General features: G+C 58.2%; 29 protein-coding genes and 1 tRNA gene. 27 read left to right on the top strand and 3 right to left on the bottom strand.

The window, feature by feature from the left end; translation table 11 throughout:
* The 7 genes from KUW18_RS15450 to KUW18_RS15415 form a co-directional block, all read left to right on the top strand.
* Positions 1–592 (top strand): hypothetical protein (locus KUW18_RS15450; protein WP_222561793.1); only part of this gene is annotated, 592 nt, incomplete at its 5' end.
* A gap of 6 nt (positions 593–598) precedes the next feature.
* The gene (locus tag KUW18_RS15445; RefSeq protein WP_222486047.1) at positions 599–1,090 is read left to right on the top strand and encodes a hypothetical protein; all 492 of its coding nucleotides are present in this window, start codon (positions 599–601) and stop codon (positions 1,088–1,090) included.
* A gap of 237 nt (positions 1,091–1,327) precedes the next feature.
* A complete protein-coding gene (locus KUW18_RS15440; protein WP_222561792.1) occupies positions 1,328–1,828 on the top strand; it encodes an EndoU domain-containing protein in 501 nt (166 codons plus the stop codon).
* A gap of 1 nt (position 1,829) precedes the next feature.
* Positions 1,830–2,108, top strand: coding sequence for a MafI family immunity protein (locus KUW18_RS15435; RefSeq protein ID WP_222561791.1), 279 nt, complete (start codon positions 1,830–1,832; stop codon positions 2,106–2,108).
* A 78-nt stretch (positions 2,109–2,186) separates the two neighbouring features.
* Positions 2,187–2,348 (top strand): hypothetical protein, encoded by a 162-nt coding sequence (locus KUW18_RS19985; protein ID WP_409995796.1) that lies wholly within the window; start codon positions 2,187–2,189, stop codon positions 2,346–2,348.
* 1,480 nt (positions 2,349–3,828) lie between these two features.
* Positions 3,829–4,116 (top strand): hypothetical protein, encoded by a 288-nt coding sequence (locus KUW18_RS15420; protein ID WP_222561789.1) that lies wholly within the window; start codon positions 3,829–3,831, stop codon positions 4,114–4,116.
* A 293-nt stretch (positions 4,117–4,409) separates the two neighbouring features.
* Positions 4,410–4,679, top strand: coding sequence for a hypothetical protein (locus tag KUW18_RS15415; RefSeq protein ID WP_222561788.1), 270 nt, complete (start codon positions 4,410–4,412; stop codon positions 4,677–4,679).
* Between the two features lie 298 nt (positions 4,680–4,977).
* Here KUW18_RS15415 and KUW18_RS15410 read toward each other — a convergent pair.
* Positions 4,978–5,054 (bottom strand) — tRNA-Pro (locus tag KUW18_RS15410).
* 205 nt (positions 5,055–5,259) lie between these two features.
* Here KUW18_RS15410 and KUW18_RS15405 point away from each other — a divergent pair.
* The 7 genes from KUW18_RS15405 (at position 5,260) to KUW18_RS15375 (ending at position 11,217) form a co-directional block, all read left to right on the top strand.
* Positions 5,260–5,613, top strand: coding sequence for a CidA/LrgA family protein (locus KUW18_RS15405; RefSeq protein WP_206938478.1), 354 nt, complete (start codon positions 5,260–5,262; stop codon positions 5,611–5,613).
* A complete protein-coding gene (locus KUW18_RS15400) occupies positions 5,613–6,341 on the top strand; it encodes an LrgB family protein (RefSeq protein ID WP_206938480.1) in 729 nt (242 codons plus the stop codon). Before KUW18_RS15405 ends, KUW18_RS15400 begins: the two co-directional genes overlap by 1 nt.
* An 89-nt stretch (positions 6,342–6,430) precedes the next feature.
* Positions 6,431–6,604 carry a DUF2970 domain-containing protein gene (locus tag KUW18_RS15395; protein ID WP_222561787.1) on the top strand — a complete coding sequence of 58 codons (174 nt, stop codon included), beginning with the start codon at positions 6,431–6,433 and terminating at the stop codon, positions 6,602–6,604.
* A gap of 247 nt (positions 6,605–6,851) precedes the next feature.
* A complete protein-coding gene (gene coxB / locus KUW18_RS15390) occupies positions 6,852–7,982 on the top strand; it encodes a cytochrome c oxidase subunit II (RefSeq protein ID WP_222483220.1) in 1,131 nt (376 codons plus the stop codon).
* 96 nt (positions 7,983–8,078) lie between these two features.
* Complete coding sequence (ctaD, locus tag KUW18_RS15385; RefSeq protein ID WP_222561786.1) at positions 8,079–9,707, top strand: cytochrome c oxidase subunit I; 1,629 nt, start codon at positions 8,079–8,081, stop codon at positions 9,705–9,707.
* A gap of 17 nt (positions 9,708–9,724) precedes the next feature.
* Entirely contained in the window at positions 9,725–10,357 is a 633-nt protein-coding gene (locus KUW18_RS15380) for a cytochrome c oxidase assembly protein (RefSeq protein ID WP_222238387.1), read from the top strand.
* Positions 10,354–11,217 carry a cytochrome c oxidase subunit 3 gene (locus tag KUW18_RS15375; RefSeq protein WP_206938490.1) on the top strand — a complete coding sequence of 288 codons (864 nt, stop codon included), beginning with the start codon at positions 10,354–10,356 and terminating at the stop codon, positions 11,215–11,217. The genes KUW18_RS15380 and KUW18_RS15375 overlap by 4 nt, the downstream gene beginning before the upstream one ends.
* 186 nt (positions 11,218–11,403) lie before the next feature.
* Here the strand turns inward: KUW18_RS15375 and KUW18_RS15370 are convergent, their stop codons facing one another.
* Positions 11,404–11,595, bottom strand: a complete 192-nt coding sequence (locus KUW18_RS15370) for a DUF2909 family protein (protein ID WP_222561785.1) — start codon at positions 11,593–11,595, stop codon at positions 11,404–11,406.
* Between KUW18_RS15370 and KUW18_RS15365 the strand changes: the two genes are divergently transcribed.
* From KUW18_RS15365 to ihfA, 13 genes are all read left to right on the top strand, one after another.
* Entirely contained in the window at positions 11,594–12,313 is a 720-nt protein-coding gene (locus tag KUW18_RS15365) for an SURF1 family protein (protein ID WP_222238389.1), read from the top strand. The genes KUW18_RS15370 and KUW18_RS15365 overlap by 2 nt on opposite strands.
* 23 nt (positions 12,314–12,336) lie before the next feature.
* Entirely contained in the window at positions 12,337–13,107 is a 771-nt protein-coding gene (locus KUW18_RS15360) for a hypothetical protein (protein ID WP_222561784.1), read from the top strand.
* Positions 13,100–14,254 (top strand): COX15/CtaA family protein, encoded by a 1,155-nt coding sequence (locus tag KUW18_RS15355; protein WP_222561783.1) that lies wholly within the window; start codon positions 13,100–13,102, stop codon positions 14,252–14,254. Before KUW18_RS15360 ends, KUW18_RS15355 begins: the two co-directional genes overlap by 8 nt.
* On the top strand, positions 14,247–15,164 hold the full coding sequence (gene cyoE, locus KUW18_RS15350; RefSeq protein WP_222561782.1) for a heme o synthase: 918 nt from the start codon (positions 14,247–14,249) through the stop codon (positions 15,162–15,164). Before KUW18_RS15355 ends, cyoE begins: the two co-directional genes overlap by 8 nt.
* Before the next feature lie 320 nt (positions 15,165–15,484).
* Positions 15,485–15,952, top strand: a complete 468-nt coding sequence (locus KUW18_RS15345) for a DUF2489 domain-containing protein (RefSeq protein WP_206938501.1) — start codon at positions 15,485–15,487, stop codon at positions 15,950–15,952.
* A 319-nt stretch (positions 15,953–16,271) separates the two neighbouring features.
* A complete protein-coding gene (locus KUW18_RS15340) occupies positions 16,272–17,078 on the top strand; it encodes an OmpA family protein (RefSeq protein WP_206938504.1) in 807 nt (268 codons plus the stop codon).
* A gap of 243 nt (positions 17,079–17,321) precedes the next feature.
* Positions 17,322–19,220, top strand: a complete 1,899-nt coding sequence (gene thrS, locus KUW18_RS15335; RefSeq protein WP_222561781.1) for a threonine--tRNA ligase — start codon at positions 17,322–17,324, stop codon at positions 19,218–19,220.
* Positions 19,221–19,317: 97 nt separating this feature from the next.
* Complete coding sequence (gene infC, locus KUW18_RS15330) at positions 19,318–19,857, top strand: translation initiation factor IF-3 (RefSeq protein ID WP_315857894.1); 540 nt, start codon at positions 19,318–19,320, stop codon at positions 19,855–19,857.
* 86 nt (positions 19,858–19,943) lie between these two features.
* Positions 19,944–20,138, top strand: a complete 195-nt coding sequence (rpmI, locus tag KUW18_RS15325) for a 50S ribosomal protein L35 (RefSeq protein ID WP_045991495.1) — start codon at positions 19,944–19,946, stop codon at positions 20,136–20,138.
* 36 nt (positions 20,139–20,174) lie between these two features.
* Complete coding sequence (rplT, locus tag KUW18_RS15320) at positions 20,175–20,528, top strand: 50S ribosomal protein L20 (protein WP_045991494.1); 354 nt, start codon at positions 20,175–20,177, stop codon at positions 20,526–20,528.
* Between the two features lie 153 nt (positions 20,529–20,681).
* The gene (gene pheS / locus KUW18_RS15315) at positions 20,682–21,701 is read left to right on the top strand and encodes a phenylalanine--tRNA ligase subunit alpha (RefSeq protein WP_206938518.1); all 1,020 of its coding nucleotides are present in this window, start codon (positions 20,682–20,684) and stop codon (positions 21,699–21,701) included.
* 66 nt (positions 21,702–21,767) lie between these two features.
* A complete protein-coding gene (gene pheT, locus KUW18_RS15310) occupies positions 21,768–24,149 on the top strand; it encodes a phenylalanine--tRNA ligase subunit beta (RefSeq protein WP_222561780.1) in 2,382 nt (793 codons plus the stop codon).
* Positions 24,150–24,206: 57 nt separating this feature from the next.
* Positions 24,207–24,506 (top strand): integration host factor subunit alpha, encoded by a 300-nt coding sequence (gene ihfA, locus KUW18_RS15305; RefSeq protein ID WP_206938522.1) that lies wholly within the window; start codon positions 24,207–24,209, stop codon positions 24,504–24,506.
* Between the two features lie 112 nt (positions 24,507–24,618).
* On the opposite strand, the gene KUW18_RS15300 is transcribed toward ihfA, so the two are convergent.
* Entirely contained in the window at positions 24,619–25,899 is a 1,281-nt protein-coding gene (locus tag KUW18_RS15300) for a uracil-xanthine permease family protein (RefSeq protein ID WP_409995837.1), read from the bottom strand.
* Positions 25,900–26,160: the final 261 nt, after the last annotated feature.

The following is a 26,160-nucleotide window of genomic DNA, read 5'->3' as shown; positions in this document are numbered from 1 at the left end:
TGGAACGGTGGAGTCGAGTTACTGGGGAACTGGCCTCGACTCAGCGTATAGTCTGGGAGCAACTGTCCAGCATCAGGACGAGATGGCTTCGATTGGCAGCGCTGGCTCCGCCGATACCATCAGGGTGTATGATCAAGCCTACTGGAGTGCCATGGGGGGCGGCGCTGAAGTCGACACCACCGATGTTGATATTGTACTGACGCTATCGGGTGGTGGTGTTGCAGCCAAGGCTGCGGCGTCGGGTATAAGAGGGTGGCTGCAGTCGCGGGTCTTGGGGGAGGCGGGTGTTTCATTTAGACAGGCTAAAGTTGTTTTAGAATCTGCTCAGCGGCCATACAAGGGGAGTTCTGTTATAGGCCATGCTCTTTCTAAGCACGCGAACAGGCATCCAGAAATTTGGGGAGGGGTCACGGGCCCAATGAGTACTTGGAATGCTCAGGCCATGACGCATTTGAGAGAGGTGGTTAGGGGAAGTGGACGATTCCAAAGAGTTACGAATGATCGGGGAGTGACCTTCATAGAAAAACGGATTGATGATGGTCGGGGTATAAGATTGAACTTAGATGGTACATTTAAGGGATTTATCGATTGATAGAATATGAAAGACTCTTTTGAAGCTGTTGTAGAAGGCGTTGAAATACAAGATCTAGGTAAGCTTATGCAATACCTGGAGAGTAAATCACGTGAACCGTTCGAGGTTTCGCTATTTGATGGAGAAAAATGCGAATACTATAGTGGTTTCACTGATGAGATTGTTTCTAAAATGGAGAGGTGTGAGGAAGGCATTTATGTTACTACAGTGATTCAAGCGTTAGAGATCTCGGAAAATCTTACGTTGTCTATTGTTTTGATAAGATTTTTTTGTGTTAGTTGTAATAGTGTGACTCGCATTGACATGGATATGTCTTTTGAATGTGAGTGGGGTGAGTTAGACATATATATGACTGAAATTAAAGAGATGTTGCTGTCAATTTCGGCTTTCGTTAAAGTTGACGAATTCTTTGGTGGGATGGAGCCTGCTAGCGATATCAGAACGAGATATTTCACTGGGACCGAACTAGGTCCTTTAGCGTTAAATAGTAGAGAATAGATTAGGTAGGATGCAGTTTCTGCGTATAACACGATCAATGGATCGATTGGGGACCTCATAGTACTGGTTCTTCGTCACTGGGTGTGGAATTCGGCCCCTGACTGCCGCCGACCAAGGAAGTGTGGGAGGGGTGAAAGCCCTCTACGGTAAGCCCACAGCGACCTTGACCGCCCAAAGCCTGCCGCAGTCTCTGGGCATATCGCTTGAGACGGCGGAGTCAGGTATGGCCTATTCACGATGGGAGGTGAGCTTGCCGCCATCAATGCCGTGAAGGGTATGGCGGGCGTAGGCAACCAGGTGGTGTTATCGGCAGGGGTAGGGGCAGGGTATGGTGGTGTGGCGGATGTGCCGGGGAGGGATGGCAATTTTGTACCCATAGAACCGCTGGTGGATCCGTCTACGAACGTTGCGAATTCGCAACGCACTCAACACATATTGTATGGAGATGGTCCAAATAGTGGTGGACACCTATGGCCAGGTCAGGCGGGAAAAATACCATTTCCGCGTGAATGGGATGCGAATAGGGTGATGACTACTGTATCTGATATTGCAACTGATCCAAATTTACTTTGGAAACCGCAGTCAGGAAATGGCGGACTTTACACGAGGGCTGGAAACCCTGCACGATTTATCGTAACTGATGTTGAAGGGAATTTGCCAATTGTCGATGGTGTTCCAGTCAAAGTCGTAGTTGAGCCAGCGGGAGAGGGAATTATTACTGCATTCCCTGATTATTGATATGCCAAATACTATTGAAGATGTCGTCATTGTTGCTATAGAAAACTATCGAGGCCGCTTGCCTGATGAGTTTGTTGATGAATATATATCCTTAGCTCGACATGGCGAGTGTGTAATTGCTTTCGAAAACCTATGTGATCAGCTATTCGAGTTCGATGTTATTCCAAATGATCGGGAGTTGGCTTTTATCTGTAAAGTCGGGAGAGGTATGAGTATCGATCCTCGGCGATGGCAATTTTTAGCTTCTCCTGATTCACTAGATAATAGTTCTAACGAATAACTGTAGTGTCTCGTATGTTCAGTTGGCCAGAAAGAGATATCTGTTACTTAGGCCGAGTGACGTAGAGAAGTCGGCGATCTGATCATCGTCAGTGACGGCGACCAGACCTATGAAGGCGCCAGACTCGAGGCTGGCAATGACCTGGTGCTGGACAGCGGCGGCGAGATCATCTTCGCCCATGCCCGCGACCTGCATAGCGAGACGCATGAGAAGAGCTCGAGCAATGCCGTCTGGCATTAGGTGTGGGCAGGCCGGGGAGAACGACGAGGGGGCAGGGGGAAAATAGGACCCTGACCAGTGCGGAGCTTCCCTAAGCTTGCAACTTCAGGCTCGGCATATTGACGGCGGTATCCACCCTCGTACAGGACAACCTGTCACCGGGAGAGTGATGCGGAGTCAGGAAGATGCTCAACAAGTCCTCACGGCTTATCGTTCTGGGGACGCGGCGATAATAGGCCAGACTCAGCAAGGTTTTCCAGTCGTTCGCTATAGTCGTGTTACAGGTTTAAATAACAACCCATGAGCAGGGTGCATTAACCAAGAAACTAATGTGTTTATTATCAAGGGAACGAGCAGTCCAAGCATCGTTCCAACGAATCCGAATTTTGGGAAATGATGAAACCGAGCTTAGATGACTGGGTCTGGGTGCAGGCTATGTTGAGTCAAGCTATGCTTGGCCTAGTGTCCACGAATGTGCGTCAATTAAGTTTGGCCTATGAGGATGGGTGGAAAATATTAGCAGTGCTTGAGAAACAGTGTGAACAGGATGTCGATGACATTCAGGACATAGCAGATGAAACGAGCATTTTGATCGAAGAAATCAAGGATCGAATATCCTTTGCAGCAAGCGCTTGTGTTACGACATCTTTTGTTTGTAGTGCGAATACTCTCGACAACGTGGCCTCCATTGATTGCCGGATAATATTTCGCAGAAAAGAGTCAGCATAAAGACACCGCTAACCACCGCCCCATTTTTAAGCTTAATCTATAAGGTTTGTAGTATGACCATGGCATATTGCATAACACAAAAGGAGCGGAAATGTCCTGAAGGGCCGCCTGTCCCTCTCGCCGGGGAGGGTTAGAGCCACGAATAGGTGCCGGTCAGTACCGACCTGACGGCGGGTATCGTACCCTGTTGGGGCGTATCCTTATCTTCATAAAAATGACGGGTCGACATTTAGAAACAGAGAGGGTTTGCTACTTTCAAAACCGCCAGGATATTTCACTGAATATGTGCACACGACGCCAACAGTATGTCGAGCCACACTCTCATGCCCAATAAGACCTACGACACCAGCACGGTGTGTCAGCATGACAGTGAGCTGGCGACCGCTACGAGAGGAACGAGAGTCGCGGCCTGTTCGGCGGTGACAAGCATCGTCTCGATGAAGTGCAGGACCTGCGCGCCCAGGGCTGCCAGATCGCAAGCAACGGCTGACCTGACCTATGAGGCCGCCAAACTCAATGCTGGCAACGACCTGAGGGTCTTCGCCAGGCAGTATTCTTTTCTACCTTTCTGGCCCAACCCCGAGTGCAAAAGTTAGTACCGAGATCCAGGAAATGCCTTGCGGATCGACAGTGATACCTAGTGTGGAAAGTGGCTATTGGGTCTCCGTTTCAGAAGGTCAACCATTAAATCCCACAACAGGTAAGCCTGGTTCTCGTGGGTAGTATCATGTCCCACTACCTGAAAAACGCTATGCCTCCCGAGAGATGAACTATGAATTTTGTGGATGATGACGATGTGGCTGAATTTGAAAAATGTGCGCTTGTTGGAATTACCGTTGGCGTGGGTTCTTTTGTTTTAACCTTCAAAAATGATAATTCTATAGTTATGTCGTGTCGATTCGAGACAACTATAAATGGTTGTGGTTTTGAGGGGCATGGAGAAGAGCCAGAAACGAGCAGCCTCCTTTTTAGTCTTTTAAATAGTAATGTTGCCTCATCGTCGCTTCTTTCTGATGGGGTATTGTTTTACTGTTTTCTGGTGGCGATAAACTTAAAATAATTCCTGAGCCCAATGGGCTTGAATCTTTTGTCATGTTAACGAAGCGTGGTATTTCTCCTATGATAACGGGGTAGTCGTTATATCTGCTCCCTGTGTTGTCGATGATGGTCATATTAGTGCCCCAGGACAGTGGGGTGTTTATCTCGCACGACTTCATCATGGAGACTATATCTAAATGCGGTGAAGTAATTCACTCGGCTATATGATCTTCGTTTCCTGGCAGCGTCTGTACTATAAATGCGACAGTCTAAGCCAAGAATAGACCACTCAAGGGTAGTACATCGAGGGCTTCAATGACCAGTGCAGTTGCTTCAGAAGATGGAATTAAAATTTTGTTATCTCGACATGAGGCTATCGTTCTTTTCGAGTGGCTTTCGCGGAATTGGGAGAAGGATAATATGGGCTGTGATGAGCTTTTTAATGACCCGGCTGAAAAGCAGCTACTCATCTGGCTTGAAAATGATCTCGCGCCCCTTTTGAGCGAAGTGTTTGATGAGAAGTACCACGAAGTGGTGCGCTTAGCTTATCGTGAAGTGGTGCCGGATAAAGAAGGGTGGGTGTAATCGTTAAAGGGCGGTGTGTTGTCCCAGCAGAACATTTGCTAGCTGTTGTGTGTTGAATGTTCAGTTAGACAGAAAGGGCTATCCGTTAGTGGGGCTAAGCCACGTAAAGGAATCGGTGACTTGGTCACAGCAGGAGTGTGCAAGGGACCGCAGCGAACCGCTGGCAAGGGTGGGGCATGACCCGGTGATGAGGTAGCGGGTGCCACCATTGCCTCCAGGCTGGATGAGGTCATGTCTTCAGACACAAAAAAAAGCTCCGACGCGGAGGGCGCAAGAGCTTTTTTTCATAAGTATTCAGTGGTCGGAGCGACAGGATTCGAACCTGCGACCTTTGCAACCCCATTGCAACGCGCTACCAAGCTGCGCCACGCTCCGACTTGGCCTTTGGGCTCTGTGACCGTCTGGCCTGTCCCCCGAAGACGAGGCGTATACTAGCGCGTTCATTTCGAAATGAAAACCCCTTTTTGCGCTTTTATTTCAATTGGTTGGAAATTGACCGCTGGTGATGGTCAGCGCTGCCCAGTTTGTCTGTGCTCTGACACACTATAGGGAGAGTAAACAAGGTGCGGAGGGGACGCGGATGCCGCTGATTCTGGGAATGAGCCTATTGCTGGGCTGTCAGTTTGCGGGTGAATTATTGGCTCGGCTGTTGGGGCTGCCGATTCCGGGGCCTGTTATCGGGATGGTCATACTGCTGGTGGGTCTGACGATCCGCGGCAAGGTACCTAAGAGTCTGCGGACCACGGGTGAGGGGCTGCTGCGTTACCTGACGCTGTTGTTCGTGCCTGCCGGGGTGGGCTTGATGGTGCATGGTCGACTGATTGCCAATGATGGCGTGGCCATCGCGGCAACTCTGGTGCTGTCCACCGCGCTGACATTGGCGGTAACGGCATGGGTGATGTCGTCGCTGGCGACGCGCAGGGGAGGTCGCTAATGGAAGCCTCTGCTCTGGATGAACTGTGGGTCTATCTGTCGGGGAATCCGCTGGTCTCGCTGCTGGTGACGCTACTGGCCTTTGCCCTGGCCGTGCGCATCAATCGTTGGCTGGGTGGGACGCCGCTGCTGCATGCGGTGACGCTTAGCATTGCGCTGATCATTACCTTTCTTCTGCTGACCGGGATTGACTACGCGACGTACTTTGAAGGCGCTCAGTTCATCCATTTTCTGCTGGGCCCGGCCACCGTCGCTCTGGCGATACCGCTTTACGATCACCGAGAGCGGGTGCGCCAACTGCTGGTGCCACTGTTGGCCGCCTGTGGCGCGGGTATCGTGACGGCGGTGGCCTCGACGCTGGGTCTGGCGCTGCTGTTCGGCGCGTCTCCGCAGACAGTGCTGTCGCTGGCACCTCGTTCGGTGACGTCGCCGATTGCCATGGGGGTGGCGGAGCAGATTGGTGGTATTCCATCGTTAGCGGCGGGCCTTGTGCTGATTACCGGCTCCATTGGATGTGCCCTGGGGCCTTTCATTTTTCGCATGCTGGGCGTTCGTGATCCAGTGGTGCAGGGCTTTACCATGGGACTGGCGGCGCATGGTTTTGGTACCGCCCAGGCTTTTGCCAAGCTCGGTGCCATGGCGGGGGCCTTCTCTGGGCTTGCCATGGGGCTCACAGGTTTGGTGACGGCCTTTCTGCTACCGGCGCTGGTAGCACTTTTCGGACTATGACCTTCGTCTAATGCGCAACGCAAACTGTCTCCGGCTGAACTATGGTCAAGCGAAGGACGAGGGATGACTTGACCTGACCGGAGGTCGCGATGTGGAAGACCATTACGTCTGTACTCGCCGCCTTCTTTGGCGTTCAGAAGGAATCCCGACGGCAGGAGGATTTTACCTCTGGAAAGGCGTCCAGTTTTATCGTGGTAGGCATCCTGGTTGGGGTGCTGTTTGTGGTGGTACTGGTAGTGATCGCCACCTTGGCGGCGGGGTAGTGACTCCACCGTTGAGGTGGCGATCTGCGTTGTGGCACCTGGTGTTGGGGAAGTGGGTGATGCGCTACCGGGAAGTGCCGGGTCAGGCAACAGCGCGGTGTTGCTTGTCGGATGCATCAGGTCATGACGGATGCGTCAGGTGAAGATCCAGGGACTTCGCCGATCAGAACGTATCTACCACCGGGCACAGACGTAACACGACAGACGAATAACAACCGACGTATCACACAGGCTCCAGGAGGCATCGATGCGCATACGCCACGTATGGATGACTGCAGGAATGCTGGTTGCAGCGCTGATGACCGGAGTGAGCGGTCCTCTCCTCGCGGCTGACTGGAACATGCCGGTCGGTGTCACTGACGTGAGTCGTGAAGTGCACTCCTTGCACATGACGATTTTCTGGATCTGCGTAGTGATTGGCGTGGTGGTCTTCGGCGCCATGTTCTATTCGCTGTTTCGCTACCGCCATTCCCAGGGGGCCAAGGCCGCCACGTTTCATGAACACACCACGGTAGAGGTCATCTGGACCGCGCTGCCTTTGCTGATTCTGGTCGGCATGGCGGTACCGGCCACGGCGACGCTGAAGAAAATGTATGACGCTTCTGACGCTGATCTCGACGTCATGGTCACGGGCCAGCAATGGCGCTGGCATTACAGCTATCTGGGTGAGGATGTCGACTTTACCTCCAATCTTGCGACCCCGCGGGAACAGATCACTGGTGACAGCGCCAAGGGGGACCATTACCTGTTGGAAGTCGATGAACCGTTGGTACTGCCGGTGGGCAAGAAGGTGCGCCTACTGCTGACGGCAGATGACGTCATCCACTCCTGGTGGGTTCCGGAGCTGGCGGTCAAGCAGGATGCGGTGCCGGGATTCGTCAATGAGAACTGGGTAAGGATCAACGAGCCGGGCATCTATCGCGGCCAGTGCGCCGAGCTATGTGGCAAGGATCACGGTTTTATGCCCGTGGTGGTCGAGGCGGTGGAGCAGGAGCAGTTCGACACCTGGCTGGCACAGCGCAAGGAGGCCGCCGCCCAGGAGGCGCAGGGCGTCGACCGCGAGTGGAGCATGGATGAGCTGATGGCCAGGGGCGAGCAGGTGTATGGCTCGATCTGTGCGTCTTGCCATCAGGCTGATGGCAGCGGACTGCCGCCGGCTTTCCCCGCCCTGGCGGGTAACCAGGCGCTGCTGGATGATCCCGGCCGACATGTCGACACCGTCGTCAACGGTGTGTCGGGGTCGGCCATGCCGGCGTTTCGCACCACGCTGAATCCTGTCGAGATAGCCGCTGTCATCACCTATGAACGTAATGCCTGGGGCAATGACTCGGGCGAGGTCACCCAGCCCGCCGAGATCGCCGCAATGCTGGCCGAGTGACGCCCCGTGCGTCACCCAGCCTCGATACACAGATTGACGTGACACGCTGACACCTGGTCCGTGTCGGACGGACTGCCAACCGGGGAGAACTTCGCCATGGCGTCACTGCCTCCCAAGCATCGTCTGCAATCCTCCGCAGCGGATAGCGCTGCGACAGGCCAGCACGAGCATCATCGACCCCGCGGCCTGATGCGGTGGGTGCTGACGACCAACCATAAGGAGATCGGTACGCTGTACCTGATCTTCTCCTTGACCATGTTCTTGATCGGCGGTGTCTTCGCCCTGGTGGTGCGGGCCGAGCTGTTTCAGCCAGGACTTCAGCTGGTTCAGCCTGAATTCTTCAATCAGATGACCACCATGCACGGGCTCATCATGGTGTTTGGCGCGGTCATGCCTGCCTTCGTGGGTCTTGCCAACTGGATGGTGCCGTTGCAGATAGGGGCTCCGGACATGGCGCTACCGCGGCTTAACAATTTCAGCTTCTGGCTATTGCCGATTGCCTTTACGCTGATGCTGAGCACATTGTTCATGCCTGGCGGTGCGCCGAACTTTGGCTGGACATTCTATGCCCCGCTGTCCACGACCTACGCACCTCCGTCCACCACCTTCTTTATCTTGTCGCTGCATATTGCCGGAATCAGCTCGATCCTCGGCGCCATCAACATCATTGCGACCATTCTCAACCTGCGTGCCCCTGGGATGCGCATGATGGACATGACCTTGTTCGTGTGGACGTGGCTGATCACCGCCTTCCTGTTGATCGCCGTGATGCCGGTCCTCGCGGGCGTTGTCACCATGATGCTGATGGACATTAATTTCGGCACCAGCTTCTTCAACGCGGGGGGCGGCGGCGATCCGGTGCTGTTCCAGCATCTTTTCTGGTTCTTCGGGCATCCCGAGGTCTACATCATGATCTTGCCGGCGTTCGGCATCGTGTCGGTGATTATCCCGACCTTTGCGCGCAAGCGGTTGTTCGGGTACGCCTCAATGGTCTACGCCACGGCGTCCATTGCCATCCTGTCCTTTCTGGTTTGGGCGCACCATATGTTTGTCGTCGGGCTGCCATTGGTCGCAGAGCTGTTTTTCATGTACAGCACGATGCTTATCGCGGTACCCACCGGGGTGAAAGTGTTTAACTGGATCACGACACTGTTTCGCGGCTCCATCAGCTTTGAGCCGGCGATGCTGTTTGCCATTGCCTTTGTCGTACTGTTTACCATCGGAGGTTTTTCGGGCTTGATGCTGGCGATCTCACCAGCAGATTTTCAGTATCACGACACCTACTTTGTGGTGGCTCATTTCCACTATGTACTGGTGCCAGGGGCGGTGTTCTCGATCATGGCGGCGGTCTATTACTGGCTGCCGAAGTGGACCGGCCATTATCCGCACCTGCGGTTGTCTCAGTGGCATTTCTGGCTGTCGGTCATTGGCGTGAACCTGACGTTCTTCCCGATGCACTTTTCTGGTCTCGCTGGCATGCCACGGCGTATTCCCGACTATTCGCTGCAGTTCGCTGACTTCAACATGGTGTCGAGCATCGGTGCCTTCATGTTCGGCCTTTCGCAGCTGCTGTTCGTGGTGATCGTCATCATGTGTGTAAGAGGTGGCAAGACCGCGCCCGCCAAGGCGTGGGACGGGGCTGAGGACCTGGAGTGGACCGTGCCAAGCCCGGCTCCGCTGCATACCTTCGAGCACCCGCTCCAGTATCGACCGGTCGAACACTGACGTGCGGGAGATCGCCCATGGTGAATGTCGTCGAGGATCGCAGGCCGCAGGTGCGACGCACCGTCATCAAGACCCTGGTGGTGCTGGCGGGTATGTGCGTCTTTGCCTTCGCGCTGGTGCCGCTCTACGACGTCTTCTGTCAGGTGACGGGCCTGAACGGCAAGACAGCGTCCAGCGCTCAGTCTCTGGCGCACCAGGAGGTGGATGCCGAGCGTACCGTGACCATGCAGTTCGTGACACGTGGTGCGGCTGGCCTGCCATGGCGGCTAGAGGTGGAGGAGCGCCAGATCCGGGTGCATCCAGGGCAGAGCGCAGAGGTGCACTTCACCTTTCGCAATCTTGGTGAGCGCTCGCTGGTGGCCCGAGCTGTGCCAAGTGTGACGCCGTCGCCGGCATCGCTACATCTCCGCAAGCTGGTGTGCTTCTGCTTCGAGAACCAGCGTCTGGCAGCGGGCGAAAGCTTTACGGCGCCGCTGGTGTTTCAGCTGACGAGGGACTTGCCGCCCGAGATCAAGACCGTGACGTTGGTGTACACCCTATATCCCCAGGAAAACGACACCGTAACAGCCGCGATGTCGGACGATGGCAAGCATATTGACGCTGTGGCCACGCGGCGCTGGGCGGACAGGTCCTCAGGAGGTGAAACATGAGTGGTGGCAGCTACTATGTTCCCGCAACCAGCAAGTGGCCAATTCTGGGCTCTCTGGCGATGGGCGTGATGATGGTCGGAGGCGGCACCTGGCTGGTACATGGAGCCGTGGGGTCACCGCTGATGTTGGCAGGGTTGGTGGGGATTCTCGCCGTCATGGTGCTGTGGTTTCGCGATGTGATTCGAGAGTCCATGGCAGGCCTGTACGACGCGCAGATGGATCGCTCATTCCGCTGGGGCATGGGCTGGTTCATCTTCTCTGAGGTCATGTTCTTTGCGGCCTTCTTTGGCGCGCTTTTCTACGTGAGAACCTTGGCACTGCCCTGGCTGGATGGCGAAGGCGCCAAGGGGGTGACGGCGCTGCTTTGGCCTGATTTTTCGGCCAGCTGGCCATTGCTCGATCCGCCGGATAGCCGCATTTCGGGACCCGCGGAGACTCTCAGTCCATGGCAGCTGCCGCTGGTCAATACGCTGTTGCTGGTGTCATCCAGCATCACTCTTACCGTGGCTCATGAAGCGCTGAAGATGGGGGAGCGACAGGCAACGCATAACTGGCTGTTCGGCACCGTACTGCTGGGGACCTGCTTCATCATTATTCAAGGAGTGGAGTACTACGAAGCCTACCATCACCTCGGGCTGACCCTTGAAGCCGGCATCTACGGTTCAACCTTCTTCATGCTGACAGGCTTTCACGGCCTGCACGTCATCATCGGCACCATCATCCTCGCCAGCATCCTGCTGCGCATACGCAAGGGACACTTCAGTGGCGCCAACCACTTCGGCTTCGAGGCCGCAGCCTGGTATTGGCACTTTGTCGACGTGGTATGGCTTGGGCTTTTCATCTTCGTCTACGTCTTCTGACGCTGACAGGCACCGGGTGATGGCAAGCCCGCGTCCCTTGCCTCAAGGCACAGGGGGGGGGCGAGACCAACAGGGCTGAAGCGGTCGAGAGGAAGTGGGCTGAGACAGGGCTGAATGAGACAGGGCTGACTGAGACAGACATGCTCAAGACAGAAAACGACCTGAGCGGGTCAGGGACTGATCGGTTCAGCCAAGCGTGCCGCTGGCAAAACCATAGATCAACAAGCCCAGGAGCAGGGCAGCCAAGCCAACGCGAATCTTGAGGGAGATCAGCAGGCGGCGAGATTGACTGTCGTCCTTGAGCAAGAATCCGACGCCTGCGGCCAGACTGGCCAGCATGGCAATGAAGACGATCAGGATCAGGGATTTGAGCAGCATGGCAAGCGTCCGTTCCGGTGACAGTGAGTGGCGGTGGTCGCCCCGATTGGTGGTGTGGTGCGTGCTCTGCGCAGCGCTGATCGTGCTGGGAGTGTGCCTGGGACTATGGCAGTGGGAGCGGGCTGCCGACAAGCGCCTCTATCTGGAACATCGCGATACGGCACCGACGGTGCACATGCCAGAGACAGTACCGCCAGACGGCGCAAGAGTGTCGTTACAAGGGCGGTTTATGGGTGCCGAAACCCTGTTTCTGGATAATCGCACCCTTGGTCAGCAACTGGGTGTGGCGGTGCTCACACCCTTTGTTGACCTGGAGGGACGGCGTTGGTTGGTGGAGCGCGGGTTTATCGAGACCGGCGTTTCAAGGATGGCACCGAGCGCTGATACGCCAGAGGGTACGGTCACGATCCGTGGCGAATGGCAGATCGACAGCCGCCGCGCGCCACGCTTTGGTGACAATCTCGAGGGCACTCGGTTGCAGCGAATCGAGCTGGCCAGCTGGCAGCAGCCTTTCACCTACCCCGGCTGGCTGCACCAGCGGCAAGGCGAGGGCCATCTGCTTGATTGGTGGGTGCCCAGCGTCATGCCCCCCGAGCGCCATCTTGCCTATGCGGTGCAGTGGTGGGCCTTGGCAGGGGTCGCGACGATCGCTTTGGTGGTGGGTGCCAGGCGGATGCGACAGGACCAGCTGATCAAGACAGACCTTGATGCACGGTAGCGACCGAAAAGACGGGAGGGCCCATGACGGCATTGGCATGGCAGCGCACGAAACTGATCGCTCTGATATCGATCTTCGTGGCACCGATGTTGGTAGCGTGGATCATGGCCGAATGGCGTATCGGCATCCCCGTTGAGCGAACGGCACACGGCTCGCTCGACAGCCAGGTGCCGGTGTTGTCGGAGTGGCCCATCGAGGCTCTGGAGACGGGGCAGGGGGTGACAGGGTCTGCTGATGAGGACAGACAGGCCAGCGGCGAACCCATGGCAAGTTCAAGGGCGTGGCGGCTGGTGTTTGATTGCGGTAGTGGCTGCCAAGCAGATGCTGACCGTTGGTGGCGGTTGCACCGTGCATTGGGTAAGGAAGCGCATCGGCTGACCAGGCTTCGCATTGGCGGAACGCCGCCTGCTTTACCCGGCGAATCCCTCTGGCGTTGGTCGACGGTGCCAGAGTGGAGTGGCCAAGGCAGAGCCTGGTTGCTGGATCCCGTTGGGAATGTGGCAGTGGCCTATGCCGATGGCACAGAGACCAGGGCAGTGATGGATGACATCGAGCACCTGTTCAAACGCAATCCAGAGTGGCCAGCCGCGGCAAGGCATCAGCAGGCTACGCCTGGGGTTGCCGACGCACTTGATGGGCCTCCTTCGATGTCCGGATCAATGTCTTTTCTCGGTGGTCGCGTTGATGCAGTCGCTATAGCTGGCGCTGAGGCCTTGGCGGAGACGCGGCCAATGGCCTTGTCTAGTGCACAGGCTTTTACGTCGCTGGTCAGCAGGGAGGTGGCCCATGAGTGATCGGCGGCTGTTCTGGTTGCGAGTGTTGAGCCTGGCGGGGGCCGCTTTCACGGCGGTGGTGATACTGGCAGGGGCATGGACGCGGCTGCTTGATGCGGGGCTTGGCTGCCCGGACTGGCCGGGCTGTTATGGCAACTTCATGGTGCCGGATGCTGACCAAGCGCTGCGACACAGTCCCGACAGTCCGCTGGATGCCACCAAGGCCTGGATGGAGATGATCCATCGCTATCTGGCCAGCGGGCTGGGATTGCTGGTGGTCAGCCTGCTGGTGATCGCCTGGCCCCACCGTCGACGGCAAGGCATGCCCTGGCGCCAGATGCTGCTGCTGTTTGCGGTGTTGATGGTGCAGGGCGCCTTTGGCGCTTATACCGTTACACTCAAGCTGTGGCCTCAGGTCGTCACCTTGCATTTGCTGGGTGGACTGTCTGTGATGAGCCTCTTCGTCTGGCTGCATCTTCGCCTGAGGCGCCTGGCCCGTGGGCAAGGTGTTGGCGCAGCGCGCCGGCCCGGTCGTGTGCTGACCATCGCGTTGTTGCTACTGGTGATGCAGCTGGCATTGGGTGGCTGGACGTCGAGCAATTACGCCGGACTGGCCTGCCAGGGGTTTCCTACCTGCAACACACAATGGTGGCCGGAGACCGATTGGGGGGAAGGTTTTCATCTCACCCAGGCAGTGGGGCCCACTTACCTGCATGGGGCTTTGCATGCTGAGGCGCGAACCACCATCCACCTAGCCCATCGCCTTGGGGCAGGGTTGCTGGGCATCGCCTTGATGGTCGTCGTGGTCTGTTACTGGCGGCGTCGCGAGATGCGGCCCTGGCTGGTGAGCCTTGCTGCCGCGCTACTGCTACAAGTCGCTCTGGGCGTGGCCAATGTACTGTGGTGGCTACCCCTTGGCCTGGCGTTGCTGCATACAGCGGGGGCTGTTTTGCTGGTGTTCACGTTCACGCTGGTGGTCTGGAAACAGCGCTACAGCACGGCCGTGGTGGTCCGCCAACGTCGACCAACGTCGCTGGTGCTGGCTGTGGATGACCTGGACGCCGACCGGCGGCGAGTCGGCAGCGCAGGCTCTTTGATACCTTCACGCCTTGGGCAAGATGTCGGTAGCGAGCCCCAGCGCAAGAAGCGGGGGTGGCTACATGCGTGATGGCCAAGCGGTAGTTCCCGGTATGGCGCCTGTGTCCGTATGGCGTGACCTGTTGGTGCTGTGCAAGTGGCGTGTCGTGGCGGTGATGCTGGTCTGTGTCCTGGTGGGCATGCTGCTGGCGGTGCCCTTGCCGCCGCTCGATACGGTGGTGCTCGGTCTAATGGGGATTGGCCTGTCTGCGGCCGGAGCCGCAGCGATCAATCATGTGGTGGATCGCAAGCTTGATGCCAGAATGGGGCGCACCGCTCGCCGGCCGCTGGCCTCAGGTCGGCTATCAACGCCCCTGGCATTAGGGTGGGCGCTGTCGCTGTGCGTGGTGGGGGTAGGGGTGCTGGCCATCGCCGTCAACGACCTGACGGCCTGGTTGACCTTGGCCTCGCTGGTGGGCTACGCGCTGGTGTACACCGTTTTTCTCAAGCGCGCCACACCGCAGAACATCGTCATTGGCGGTGTTGCCGGGGCCGCGCCACCGCTGCTGGGCTGGACCGCGGTGACGGGCGCCATGGCGCCCGAGCCCCTGTTGCTGGTGCTGATTATCTTTGCCTGGACACCTCCGCACTTCTGGGCCCTGGCGATCTACAAGCGAGACGAATACGCCGAGGCCGGAATTCCCATGCTGCCGGTGACCCATGGCCTGGACTTTGCGCGTTTGCAGGTGTGGCTTTACGGCTGGCTCACGGTCGCGGCGACGCTGTTGCCATTTGTCATTGGCATGAGTGGATGGTGGTACCTGTGCTGCATCCTGCTGCTGAATATACGGTTCATGCATTGGAACCTGAGGGTTTGGCGTGGTCGCGATGAACAGGTGCCGCTGCAGGCATTCTGGTTCTCGATACGCTATCTGTTGGGCGTGTTTCTGGCGTTGCTGAGCGACCACTACCTATCTCTGGTGCTGACACTCTGGGCCTGATGCTCTCTTTCAGGTTCGCCCTTGCAGATGGGCTCTTAGGTATTCCCGGGATTTAGGCCCGGGTGTTAGGTCTCGGGCTTAGGCGTCAATTTCATGCCTCGGTTTTGGCCTTCAATGTTAGGGCTCGGTGGTAGGTCTGGGGCATGGGTTCATCTGATCGTCACTGATAGCCGCTATGCTTCCTCGAAAGGGGGCCGAGACCGATTGCCGCTGTGCAGGTCTGCTGGCGCGGATGGGGACGTCCGCCCTCGGCGAAAGCGGTTCCGCCCATTGTCAGGATGTGTAGAATGCGCCCTTTGACCATTGCAAAGGGGGCTTCTATGTCCACGACGCTTGCACTTGTCCTGCTGGGAATTGGCTGTGCCGTGATTGCAGGCATGGGCGGGTACGCCTGGTCACTGCGCAAGGAAGTGCGTCGCCGCGAGGCCTTCCGTCAAGACGAGGAACGTCGCGCGCGGGAAAACGGCCTGGAAAATCTCGGACTGGTTGCGTCGGCCCTGGTGCAGCGACAAGTCGATGTGACAGAGGGCTGCTGGCGCCTGAAAGTCCTGTTTGAACTGATCGACCCTGCGCTGCTTGAGCGGCGCGAGTTTCGCGTTGTTGCAGAGGTGTACGAGCAGACCCGGCATCTGCACACGCACCAGGCTCGTCAGGCACTTACACCGAAAGAACGGTTTGCCGAGGACAAGCAGAGGTTGGCCGTGGAAGAGGCAAATCGTGAGGATGTGCTGGCTGCGGCACAGGCTGCGCTGGATTTTCAGGCCCGTTACCCCGACAGTCTCAATTGAGCGATCTCGAACACTGTTCGATGAAGTGAATGACGGGCGTCTATCGGCTGTGCTAATTTGATTGTACAGAAGCGATACGTCATGATGTCGCCTGCAAGGGATTGGTCGTGCAGCGCATTTCTTGCACGATGGGCCGTCGGCGGAAGACGTTGAGATATCGAAGGCTATCAGACTGGCTAGTCGCGATATTTCATGCTTTTCTTGCCTATGAGGAAGTAGGGTACCTATCCTGTTTCTCGATCGGCACAACATTGGACCCGCTGAAGAACAGGGTTACCCGTATTCAGCATTGAGTGTCAGAAAGAAGAAGGAGTCTTAAATGAAAAAATCAACGACTGGCTTGCTGCTCGGTTCTGCTCTGGTTGTCGGCCTCTCTGGCTGCGCCAGCTCCGCTTCACAGTCTTCCTCCGGCATGAGCGACGCTAAGCCGTGGTACCAGCACCCGATGGTGTGTGGTATTGCTGGCGGCCTGATCGGCGGCGGCATCGGCTACGGCACCACCAGCGACGACGACGAAGAAACCGGCGCAGCTGTTGGCGCTACTGTCGGCACCGTGGCTGGCGCTCTGCTGTGTGCTGAGCCGAACAAAGAGCCGATGGACGCTCCGAAGGATTCCGACGGTGACGGCGTTTATGACGCCAACGACCAGTGCCCGGGTACTCCGGCCGGTGTCGCGGTTGACGCCGTGGGCTGCCCGCTGGATTCCGACAACGACGGCGTGCCGGACTTCCAGGACCAGTGCCCGGGTACTCCGGCTGGCGTCCAGGTCAACTCCCTGGGCTGCGAAAAGGACCTGGTCCTGCGTGACGTGAACTTCGAGTTCGACTCCGCCACCCTGACAGCTCAGGCTGAGCAGGTACTGGTCGGTATCGCTGAGCGTCTGCGTGCCAACCCGAACGTCGGCGTGCGCATCGAAGGCCACACTGACAGCGTCGGTTCCGACACCTACAACAAGCAGCTGTCTCAGGAGCGTGCCGCTTCTGTTGCTCGCTTCCTGGCCAGCCAGGGCGTGCAGCCGAACCGCATGCGTGCTATCGGCTACGGTGAAGAGCAGCCGATCGCTACCAACGACACTGATGCAGGTCGTGCGGAAAACCGTCGTGTCGAGCTGGGTGAGTGGCAGTAAGTTTGCCCTGACCGAGTCTGTCTCGATCATCTGATCGAGCGCGACGACATCAGCGAGGCGCCTTCGGGCGCCTCGCTGCGTTTGGTCGCGCAAGATTGTTGCGACATTCGCCCGCCGCGAAGGTAGAGCGTGGCATCGACGACGCTGCATCTGGTAGGCTATGTCGCTGTTTCACCCATTGAATCCATTTTGGCGACACGTGATCCCTGGTATGGATCACCACTGCGCACAAGGACAGCTTGCATGCCCATCGTGACACTGCCTGACGGCAGTCAGAGAACCTTTGATTCCCCCCTTAGCGTCATGGAGTTGGCCGAAAGCATCGGCCCGGGACTTGCCAAGGCCTGCGTGGCTGGCAAGATCGACGGCGTATTGGTGGACGCCGCGGACCTGATCGAGACGGACGCCGAGGTGGCGATCCTGACCGCAAGAGACGAGGAAGGGTTGGAGATCATCCGGCATTCCTGCGCCCACCTGATCGGGCACGCGGTCAAGCAGCTCTATCCCGAGGCCAAGATGGCCATCGGCCCGGTGATCACCGACGGCTTCTATTACGACATCGATTTCGGCCAGTCGATCACCCCGGAAGACCTCGAGACCATCGAGAAGCGCATGAAGCAGCTGATCGATGAAGAATACGATGTGGTCCGCGAGTACGTGGATCGCGACAAGGCGATGCTCGAGTTCCTGCATCGTGACGAGCCCTACAAGCAGGAAATCGTTCGCGGCATTCCCGAGGGCGATACCATCCGGCTGTACCGGCATCAGGAATACACCGACATGTGCCGCGGGCCTCACGTGCCCAACACCCGTCATCTGAAGGCGTTCAAGCTGACCAAGCTGGCGGGCGCCTACTGGCGCGGCAATGCGGACAACGCCATGTTGACCCGTATCTACGGCACCGCCTGGTGCGACAAGAAGCAGCTCAAGGCCTATCTGCACCGGCTGGAAGAGGCCGAGAAGCGTGACCATCGCAAGCTGGCGCGTCGTCTTGACCTGTTTCACATGCAGGAAGAAGCTCCGGGCATGGTGTTCTGGCACCCCAATGGGTGGACGCTGTGGCAGCGTGTCGAGCAGTACATGCGCGGTGTCTACAAGGAGGGCGGCTATCAGGAGATCCGCTGCCCGCAGATTATGGACGTGTCGCTGTGGAAGAAGTCTGGCCACTGGGACAACTACGCCGACGGCATGTTCTTCACCGAGTCCGAGAAGCGTGAATACGCGCTGAAGCCGATGAACTGCCCGGGGCATGTTCAGGTCTTCAATTCCGGACTGCGCAGTTATCGCGAACTGCCGGTTCGCTTTGGCGAGTTTGGCGGGTGTCATCGTAACGAGCCCTCTGGTGCGCTGCACGGCATCATGCGCGTGCGTGCGTTCACCCAGGACGACGGGCACATCTTCTGTACCGAAGAGCAGGTCCAGCCTGAAGTGACCAGCTTCCACCGTCAGGCACTGAAGGTCTACAGTGACTTCGGCTTCGAAGACATCGCGATCAAGATCGCGCTGCGCCCTGAGAAGCGTATCGGTGATGACGAGACGTGGGATCGTGCCGAGAACGCACTGCGCGGTGCGCTTGAGGCCTGCGACGTCGAATGGCAGGAACTGCCTGGCGAAGGTGCCTTCTATGGTCCCAAGATCGAGTACCATATGAAGGACTGCCTGGGCCGCGAATGGCAGGTCGGGACCATGCAGGTCGACTTCATGATGCCGACTCGCCTGGGTGCCCAGTACGTGACAGAAGAGGGCGAGCGTAAGCCACCCGTCATGCTGCACCGTGCCATTGTCGGCTCCATGGAGCGCTTCATCGGCATCCTGATCGAGCACTATGCCGGTGCCATGCCTTTGTGGCTGGCTCCTGAGCAGGCGGTGGTGATGATTATCACCGACGCGCAGAAGGAATATGCCGAAGCTTTGACCTCTCGTCTGCAAAAAATCGGTTTACGCGTCAAGTCGGACTTGAGGAACGAGAAGATCGGCTTTAAAATTCGCGAGCATACGTTGCAGAAGGTACCCTATCTCCTGGTGGTCGGAGATAAGGAAGTAGAGGCCGACTCGGTGGCTGTGCGTACGCGCAGCGGCGAAAATCTAGGCACCATGACGGTGGATGCCTTCATCGAGCGAGTTCAGGCCGAGCGGTACTAACGGGTAGGCGGCATGGGCCGCCCCCTCGTGCGAAGCTCGTAAAGGCACGCACCTTCCCAGCTCTCGCACCTTCCAAAGCTATAGTGGAGACGGAACCATCAAGCGAAGCAACCCCAGAGGACGCCCCCAGGACAAGCGTCCGCCAATGAACGAGCGTATCACCGAAGATCAGGTCCGCCTGATCGCTGCTGACGGCGAACAGCTTGGTATCGTGGATACCCGCGATGCTCTTGAGCGCGCCGAGGCTGAAGGCCTTGACCTCGTGCAGATTTCAAATGCCGATCCCATCGTCTGTAAGATCATGGATTACGGCAAGTTCGTCTTCGAGCAGAAGAAGCAGAAAGCTGCTCAGAAGAAGAAGCAGAAGCAGATCCAGGTCAAGGAAGTCAAATTCCGGCCTGGCACCGACGAGGGCGACTACCAGGTCAAGATGAAGAATCTGATCCGGTTCCTCGAAGGTGGCGACAAGGGCAAGGTCACCCTGCGTTTCCGCGGGCGTGAAATGGCGCACCAGGACATCGGCCGCAAGCTGATGGAGCGGATCGCGGCCGATCTCGAAGAGATCGGTACCGTGGAGTCCTTCCCCAAGATGGAAGGCCGCCAGATGATCATGATCATTGCCCCCAAGAAGAAGTGATTCGACGGCCCGTCCAACGAATGGCCAGCTCCAGAGCTGGCCATTGGCCCCGAATTTTCTAAAGAAACTCGAGCGGAGTTATTCTCATGCCGAAGATCAAGAGCAACAGTGGCGCTGCCAAGCGCTTCAAGAAGACTGCTAACGGCTTCAAGCACAAGCAGTCCTTCCGTAGTCACATTCTGACCAAGAAGTCCACCAAGCGTAAGCGTCAGCTGCGCGGCATGCAGCAGATCCACGATGCCGACAAGGCACTCGTGCGTCGCATGCTGCCGTACGTCTAATCCTTGGTGAACCCCCTTTAACGTCAGGAGAGTGCTATGACTCGTGTCAAGCGTGGTGTCGTCGCCCGTCGTCGTCACAAGAAGATCATGAAGCAGGCCAAGGGTTACTACGGTGCCCGTTCGCGTGTTTTCCGCGTAGCCAAGCAGGCCGTCATCAAGGCCGGTCAGTACGCCTATCGCGACCGTCGTCAGCGTAAGCGTCAGTTCCGTGCCCTGTGGATCCAGCGTATCAACGCCGGTGCTCGTCAGCACGGTCTGTCCTACAGCCGCTTTGTTGGCGGTCTGAAGAAGGCCGGCATCGAAATCGACCGTAAGGTCCTGGCTGACCTGGCTGTTCACGAGAAGGCGGCATTTGCTGCCATCGTGGAAAAGGCCAAGGCTGCCCAGTAAGCGCGTTCGATGGATGACCTGACCCTCTTGAAGGAGGGTCAGTGCATGATCGTCCCAGGGGAAGAGCAGCCGCTCTTCCCCTGTTTTTTTGGCGACGCTTTTATCATCGCTACTCTCCACTAAAGAAAGATCAACGCTACCGGAGCTCAACGTATGGACCACCTTCCCGATCTGGTTCAACAAGCTCGCGACGCCATCCAGTCCGCCGAGGGCATGGCCGGGCTAGACGATATTCGTGTCAGGTATCTGGGCAAGAAAGGCGAGCTGACGGCGCTGCTCAAGGGGCTTGGCAAGCTGCCGCCGGAAGAGCGTCCGGCCGCAGGTGAACGCATCAACCAGGCCAAGCAGGAGCTGGCCAAGGAGCTTGAGGCACGTCGTGACACCCTGGCCAAGGCAGAACTGGACGCCAGGCTCGCTGCGGAGCGTCTTGACGTCACTCTGCCCGGTCGCGGCCAGCCCGCTGGTGGCTTGCACCCGGTGACTCGAACGCTGGAGCGGATCGAGGGACTGTTCAAGCGGATTGGCTACGATGTGGCGGTAGGGCCTGAGCTTGAAGATGACCACCACAACTTCGAAGCGCTGAATATTCCTGCCCACCATCCTGCCCGTGGCATGGCCGACACCTTCTATTTCGACGCCACGCGACTGCTGAGAACGCACACCTCTCCCGTACAGGTGCGCACCATGAAGGCAGAGGAGCCCCCGATCCGCATCGTGTGCCCGGGACGGGTGTATCGCAGCGACTCGGATCTGACTCACACGCCAATGTTCCACCAGGTCGAAGGCCTGCTGATCGAGGAAGACGTCAGCTTTGCGGACCTCAAGGGCACCATCGAAGACTTCCTGCAGGCGTTCTTCGAGCGTGACGACCTGTCCGTGCGCTTCCGTCCGTCTTACTTCCCGTTCACCGAGCCGTCTGCCGAGGTCGACATTGCCTGTGTGATGTGCGCCGGAGAAGGCTGTCGGGTCTGCTCCCACACCGGCTGGCTGGAGGTGATGGGCTGCGGCATGGTGCATCCGGAGGTGTTCCGCCACGGTGGTATCGACCCCGAACGCTACACAGGCTTTGCCTTCGGCATGGGGGCCGAGCGCCTGGCGATGTTGCGCTACGGCGTCAATGACCTGCGCCTGTTCTTCGAGAACGATCTGCGCTTCCTGCGCCAGTTCCATTGATCAGAGGCCCGCACAGCGGCCCTGCGAAGAACATTGACTGCGTGAACAGGACGTCAAGGAGTCCTCATGAAAGTATCTGAACAGTGGCTGAGGGAGTGGGTTTCCCCTCAGCTGTCTACCCAGGGGCTGGCCGACCAGATCACCATGGCGGGGCTCGAGGTAGATGCCGTCGAGCCCGTTGCGGCGTCATTCAGCGACGTCGTGGTGGCGCAGGTGACCGACAAGGTCCAGCATCCCGACGCTGACAAGCTGAACGTCTGCCAGGTTGACGATGGCAGCGGTGAGCCGGTTCAAGTGGTGTGCGGCGCCCCGAATGTGGCGGTGGGACAGCGGATTCCCTTTGCTCGCGTCGGCGCCGTGCTACCCGGCGATTTCAAGATCAAGAAGGCCAAACTGCGTGGTGTCGAATCTCGCGGCATGATCTGCTCCGCATCGGAGCTGGGCCTTGAGGAAGGCACTTCCGAAGGCATCCTGGTGCTCCCCGAGGACGCACCGGTAGGGACGGCCCTGCGTGAGTACCTCGCGCTGGATGACCACACCATTGAAGTGGACCTGACGCCCAACCGTGGCGACTGCTTGAGCGTGCAGGGTCTGGCTCGGGAAGTGGGCGTGCTGAATCGTCTCGGCCTGACTGAGCCAACCATTGACCCGGTTGCTGCACGTCACGACGAGACCTTCCCGGTACGCGTCGAGGATGCTCAGCGTTGCCCGCGTTATATCGGTCGCCTGATCAAGGGTGTCGACATCAGCCGCCCGACGCCAATGTGGATGATTGAGCGTCTGCGCCGCAGCGGCGTGCGTGCGATCGATCCTGCCGTTGATGTCACCAACTATGTCATGCTCGAGTTGGGACAGCCGTTACACGCCTTTGATCGTGCCAATCTTGAGGGTGCCGTCGTGGTGCGCCTGGCGCGCCAGGGTGAGGAGCTGGTGCTGCTTGACGGCCAGACCGTGTCTCTCGATCCGAGCACCTTGATCATTGCTGACGACAAGGGTCCTCTGGCCTTGGCGGGCGTCATGGGCGGCGAGCACTCCGGTGTGGGGGCCGAGACGCGAGATATCTTCCTGGAAGGCGCGTTCTTTACTCCTCTGGCGGTCGCAGGCCAGGCGCGCTCCTACGGGCTTCACACTGACGCGTCCCATCGTTTCGAACGGGGCGTCGACCCCGAGCTGACGCGACGTGCCGTGGAACGTGCGACTGCGCTGCTGGTCGAGATCTGTGGCGGCGAGCCGGGCCCGCTCAACGAGCAGGCGGATGACGCTCATCTGCCCGGTCAGCGAGACGTCACGCTTCGCGCTGAGCGGTTGGCGAAGGCACTGTCAAAGCGCCTGGACGACGCTGAGGTCAGCGAAATCCTGGAGCGTCTCGGTATGGCGGTTGACGCCCATGATCGTGGTTGGACGGTCAAGGTGCCGAGTTGGCGCTTTGATATCACGATCGAGGAAGACCTGATCGAGGAGGTGGCCCGCATCCATGGCTACAATCGTCTGCCGGTACGCCGTCCCGCAGTACGCTTGGGCTTGAAGGCCGATCATGAGGCGCACAGCCCGCTGGGCAGATTGCGCAGGCAGATGACGGCCCGTGGCTACCAGGAAGCGATTACCTACAGTTTTGTCGCGCCTGAGCTGCAGCGGACCTTGCTGCCTGAAGCGGTATCGCCGGTTCTCGCCAACCCCATCTCCGCGGACCTGTCGGTGATGCGTGCCAGTCTGTTTCCGGGGCTGGTGAGGGCGCTGGAACACAACCTCAATCGTCAGCAGACCCGTGTGCGCCTGTTCGAGAGCGGCCTGGTCTTCCGCGGCGAGCTCGATGACCTGGAACAGGTGCCGATGCTAGGCGCTGTCGTTTGCGGTTCGCGTCTGCCCGAGGGTTGGACTGGTGGCCGTGACAAGGTCGACTTTTTTGATCTCAAGGGAGATCTGGAAAGTCTGTTGGAGGTCAGCGGTGACGCCGACGCCTGGCGTTTCGAACCAGGCGAGCATCCCTCGCTCCACCCGGGGCAGTGCGCGCGGATCCTGCATCGCGGTGAAGAAGCCGGCTGGATTGGTACGCTGCACCCCGCGGTCAAGGGCAAGCTGGGCCTCAAGACTGACGCCGTGTTGTTCGAGGTTCGCCTGGATGCACTCAGCCAGGGCCGTATCCCGGCCTTCGCACCGCTGTCGCGCTACCCCGAGGTGCGGCGTGACTTGGCCTTCGTCATCGATGAGGACCAACCGGTACAGGCGCTGCTCGACCGGGTCAGGGCCGAGGCGGGTGAATGGTTGACGGATCTGGCGCTTTTCGACGTCTATCAGGGCAAAGGTGTAGCCGAAGGTCGTAAGAGTGTGGCCTTGGGCTTGACCTGGCAGCATCCATCGCGCACGCTAAATGACGAAGAAATCAATCAGTTGGTCGATGCCATCGTGGCAACGGCTCGGCAGGGAGTCAATGCTGAGCTGCGTGCTTGACGCTTTAGCCTGACGGGCGCGGACGGTTGGCGTGACCATCACCATGAGGATGACGACATGGGAGCGTTGACCAAGGCAGAACTGGCCGAGCATCTGCACACGGAACTTGGCCTGTCCAAGCGGGAGGCGAAAACCATGGTGGAAGCCTTCTTCGAAGAGATCCGTGCCTGTCTGCGAGAGAATGAGCAGGTCAAGTTGTCGGGGTTCGGCAACTTTGATCTGCGCGATAAGCGCGAACGTCCTGGCCGTAACCCCAAGACCGGGGAAGAGATCCCCATCTCGGCGCGGCGTGTGGTGACCTTCCGGCCTGGCCAGAAATTGAAGAGCCAGGTAGGTCATCCAGACGACGAGGAATGACCGGCTGTAAAGCTGAAGCGCCGCCTGATATCAGGCGGCGCTTTTTTTGGTGCTGGTCCCGCTGTATCGATGGGCTGGTCATGTCGGTAGCCCGATGCGGGTTGTCGACCGCTTAGCCGTTGTCAGAGCCGGTGGCCGCCGCGCTGGGTGTCGCTGTCGTCGGTGGCTCGTCTCTCTCGGCGGCCTCTTCGGCCAGCGTCTTGCGTGGCAGCAGCAGGTTGAGCAGAAAGGCGCTGAGGGCCGCAATGACGATGGGCGCACCGCTCACGACATTCTTGAAGGTTTCCGGGAATTGCTCGATGGCGGCTGGCTCCGAGGCGATGCCAAGGCTCAGTGCCAGTGATAGGCCAACGATGGTCATGTTGCGGGCCGTCATCTCGTCTTTGATCAACAGCTGAATGCCGGTCACGGTGATCATGCCAAAGACCGTGATGGTGGCGCCGCCGATGACAGGGTAGGGGATGGTCGTCATCAGGGCGCTGAATTTAGGACTGAACCCCGCCACCAGCACGATAATGCCGGCAAGCAAGAAAACCGTGCGGCTGACCACCTTGGTAATGGCGACAATCCCGACGTTCTGGCTGTAGGTGGAGGTCGGCAGGGCACCGAAAAGGGTGCTGATGGTGGTTGTCAGGCCATTGCCGAGAAGGCCTCCGGTAAGCTCCTTGGTGGAGAGCTCCCGGTTCATGCCGGCGACGCTGGTCGCAGATAGATCCCCAATGGTCTGCACTGAGTTGATCACACAGATGACCACCATGGAGATGATCGCAGCAGAGTGAAACTCCATGGCAAAAGGCATGGCCTTGGGCACTGCCAGCCAGGGCGCGTTATGGATCGGGCTAAGGTCGATCATGCCCAGCGGGATGGCAGCCAGATATCCCACCAGCATGCCGATGATGATGGCGGACAGCTTGATGATCCCGCGACCAAACTGTGATGCCAGCAGCACGGCAATCAAGGTCAGCAGTCCGAGCCCCCAGTTGGAGAGATTCCCGAAACCCTCTGCATTGACGTTGCCGCTTCCTGCAATGTAGCGGATCGCGATGTCATACAGCGACAGGCCGATGACCAGTACCACGGTGCCCGCCACGACCGGTGGAAACAGGTGACGAATGAACTGTATGAAGTAGCCCACTATCACCATGGTAATGCCGCCGATAAGTTGGGCGCCGAGAATACCTTCGATGCCATATTGGCTGCCGACGGCGATCAGCGTCGGAACGTAGGCAAAGCCGACACCGAATATGGCCGGCAGGCGAGCGCCAAACTTCCAGAGTCCGTACAGGTGGAACAGGGTACAAGCGCCGGAGGCCAGGATAGCGACCTGGATGAGCTGGAGTTTCTCGGCAGGGCTCACCCCCACCACGCCCGCCACGATAAGCGGAGGAGTGATGACTCACGCAATCATTGCCAGCACGTGCTGTAACGAGATGGGAAGCGCCTTGGCCAGGCCTGGACGCCCGTGGAAATCAAACAGTGTCTTGGGAGGAGTGTGCATGTTCTCGGCCATTGTCATCGTTGTTGTTGTGCCAACAAGATCGGCCGGCACGAACTGTTGGCCAGACGTAGGGGCAGGGCGTGGGCGCTGCTCCTGATCCTGATGGCGAGGCGGTTGCTGTTGCCTACCTGGCTCTAGGCTAGTGTATTCACGACA

The organism is Halomonas sp. DP5Y7-2, from assembly GCF_019802025.1.
Taxonomy (GTDB): domain Bacteria; phylum Pseudomonadota; class Gammaproteobacteria; order Pseudomonadales; family Halomonadaceae; genus Halomonas; species Halomonas litopenaei_A.
Note: the sequence above shows the minus strand (reverse complement) of the source record. Positions and strands in the feature narration are given on the sequence as shown.

Bases quoted from the DNA above. Each gene is read 5' to 3' on its own strand.
- KUW18_RS15445 (WP_222486047.1), top strand. From the start codon at position 599: ATGAAAGACTCTTTTGAAGCTGTTGTAGAAGGCGTTGAAATACAAGAT.
- KUW18_RS15440 (WP_222561792.1), top strand. From the start codon at position 1,328: ATGGGAGGTGAGCTTGCCGCCATCAATGCCGTGAAGGGTATGGCGGGC.
- KUW18_RS15435 (WP_222561791.1), top strand. From the start codon at position 1,830: ATGCCAAATACTATTGAAGATGTCGTCATTGTTGCTATAGAAAACTAT.
- KUW18_RS15420 (WP_222561789.1), top strand. From the start codon at position 3,829: ATGAATTTTGTGGATGATGACGATGTGGCTGAATTTGAAAAATGTGCG.
- KUW18_RS15415 (WP_222561788.1), top strand. From the start codon at position 4,410: ATGACCAGTGCAGTTGCTTCAGAAGATGGAATTAAAATTTTGTTATCT.
- KUW18_RS15405 (WP_206938478.1), top strand. From the start codon at position 5,260: ATGCCGCTGATTCTGGGAATGAGCCTATTGCTGGGCTGTCAGTTTGCG.
- KUW18_RS15400 (WP_206938480.1), top strand. From the start codon at position 5,613: ATGGAAGCCTCTGCTCTGGATGAACTGTGGGTCTATCTGTCGGGGAAT.
- KUW18_RS15395 (WP_222561787.1), top strand. From the start codon at position 6,431: ATGTGGAAGACCATTACGTCTGTACTCGCCGCCTTCTTTGGCGTTCAG.
- coxB (WP_222483220.1), top strand. From the start codon at position 6,852: ATGCGCATACGCCACGTATGGATGACTGCAGGAATGCTGGTTGCAGCG.
- ctaD (WP_222561786.1), top strand. From the start codon at position 8,079: ATGGCGTCACTGCCTCCCAAGCATCGTCTGCAATCCTCCGCAGCGGAT.
- KUW18_RS15380 (WP_222238387.1), top strand. From the start codon at position 9,725: ATGGTGAATGTCGTCGAGGATCGCAGGCCGCAGGTGCGACGCACCGTC.
- KUW18_RS15375 (WP_206938490.1), top strand. From the start codon at position 10,354: ATGAGTGGTGGCAGCTACTATGTTCCCGCAACCAGCAAGTGGCCAATT.
- KUW18_RS15365 (WP_222238389.1), top strand. From the start codon at position 11,594: ATGGCAAGCGTCCGTTCCGGTGACAGTGAGTGGCGGTGGTCGCCCCGA.
- KUW18_RS15370 (WP_222561785.1), bottom strand. From the start codon at position 11,595: ATGCTGCTCAAATCCCTGATCCTGATCGTCTTCATTGCCATGCTGGCC.
- KUW18_RS15360 (WP_222561784.1), top strand. From the start codon at position 12,337: ATGACGGCATTGGCATGGCAGCGCACGAAACTGATCGCTCTGATATCG.
- KUW18_RS15355 (WP_222561783.1), top strand. From the start codon at position 13,100: ATGAGTGATCGGCGGCTGTTCTGGTTGCGAGTGTTGAGCCTGGCGGGG.
- cyoE (WP_222561782.1), top strand. From the start codon at position 14,247: ATGCGTGATGGCCAAGCGGTAGTTCCCGGTATGGCGCCTGTGTCCGTA.
- KUW18_RS15345 (WP_206938501.1), top strand. From the start codon at position 15,485: ATGTCCACGACGCTTGCACTTGTCCTGCTGGGAATTGGCTGTGCCGTG.
- KUW18_RS15340 (WP_206938504.1), top strand. From the start codon at position 16,272: ATGAAAAAATCAACGACTGGCTTGCTGCTCGGTTCTGCTCTGGTTGTC.
- thrS (WP_222561781.1), top strand. From the start codon at position 17,322: ATGCCCATCGTGACACTGCCTGACGGCAGTCAGAGAACCTTTGATTCC.
- rpmI (WP_045991495.1), top strand. From the start codon at position 19,944: ATGCCGAAGATCAAGAGCAACAGTGGCGCTGCCAAGCGCTTCAAGAAG.
- rplT (WP_045991494.1), top strand. From the start codon at position 20,175: ATGACTCGTGTCAAGCGTGGTGTCGTCGCCCGTCGTCGTCACAAGAAG.
- pheS (WP_206938518.1), top strand. From the start codon at position 20,682: ATGGACCACCTTCCCGATCTGGTTCAACAAGCTCGCGACGCCATCCAG.
- pheT (WP_222561780.1), top strand. From the start codon at position 21,768: ATGAAAGTATCTGAACAGTGGCTGAGGGAGTGGGTTTCCCCTCAGCTG.
- ihfA (WP_206938522.1), top strand. From the start codon at position 24,207: ATGGGAGCGTTGACCAAGGCAGAACTGGCCGAGCATCTGCACACGGAA.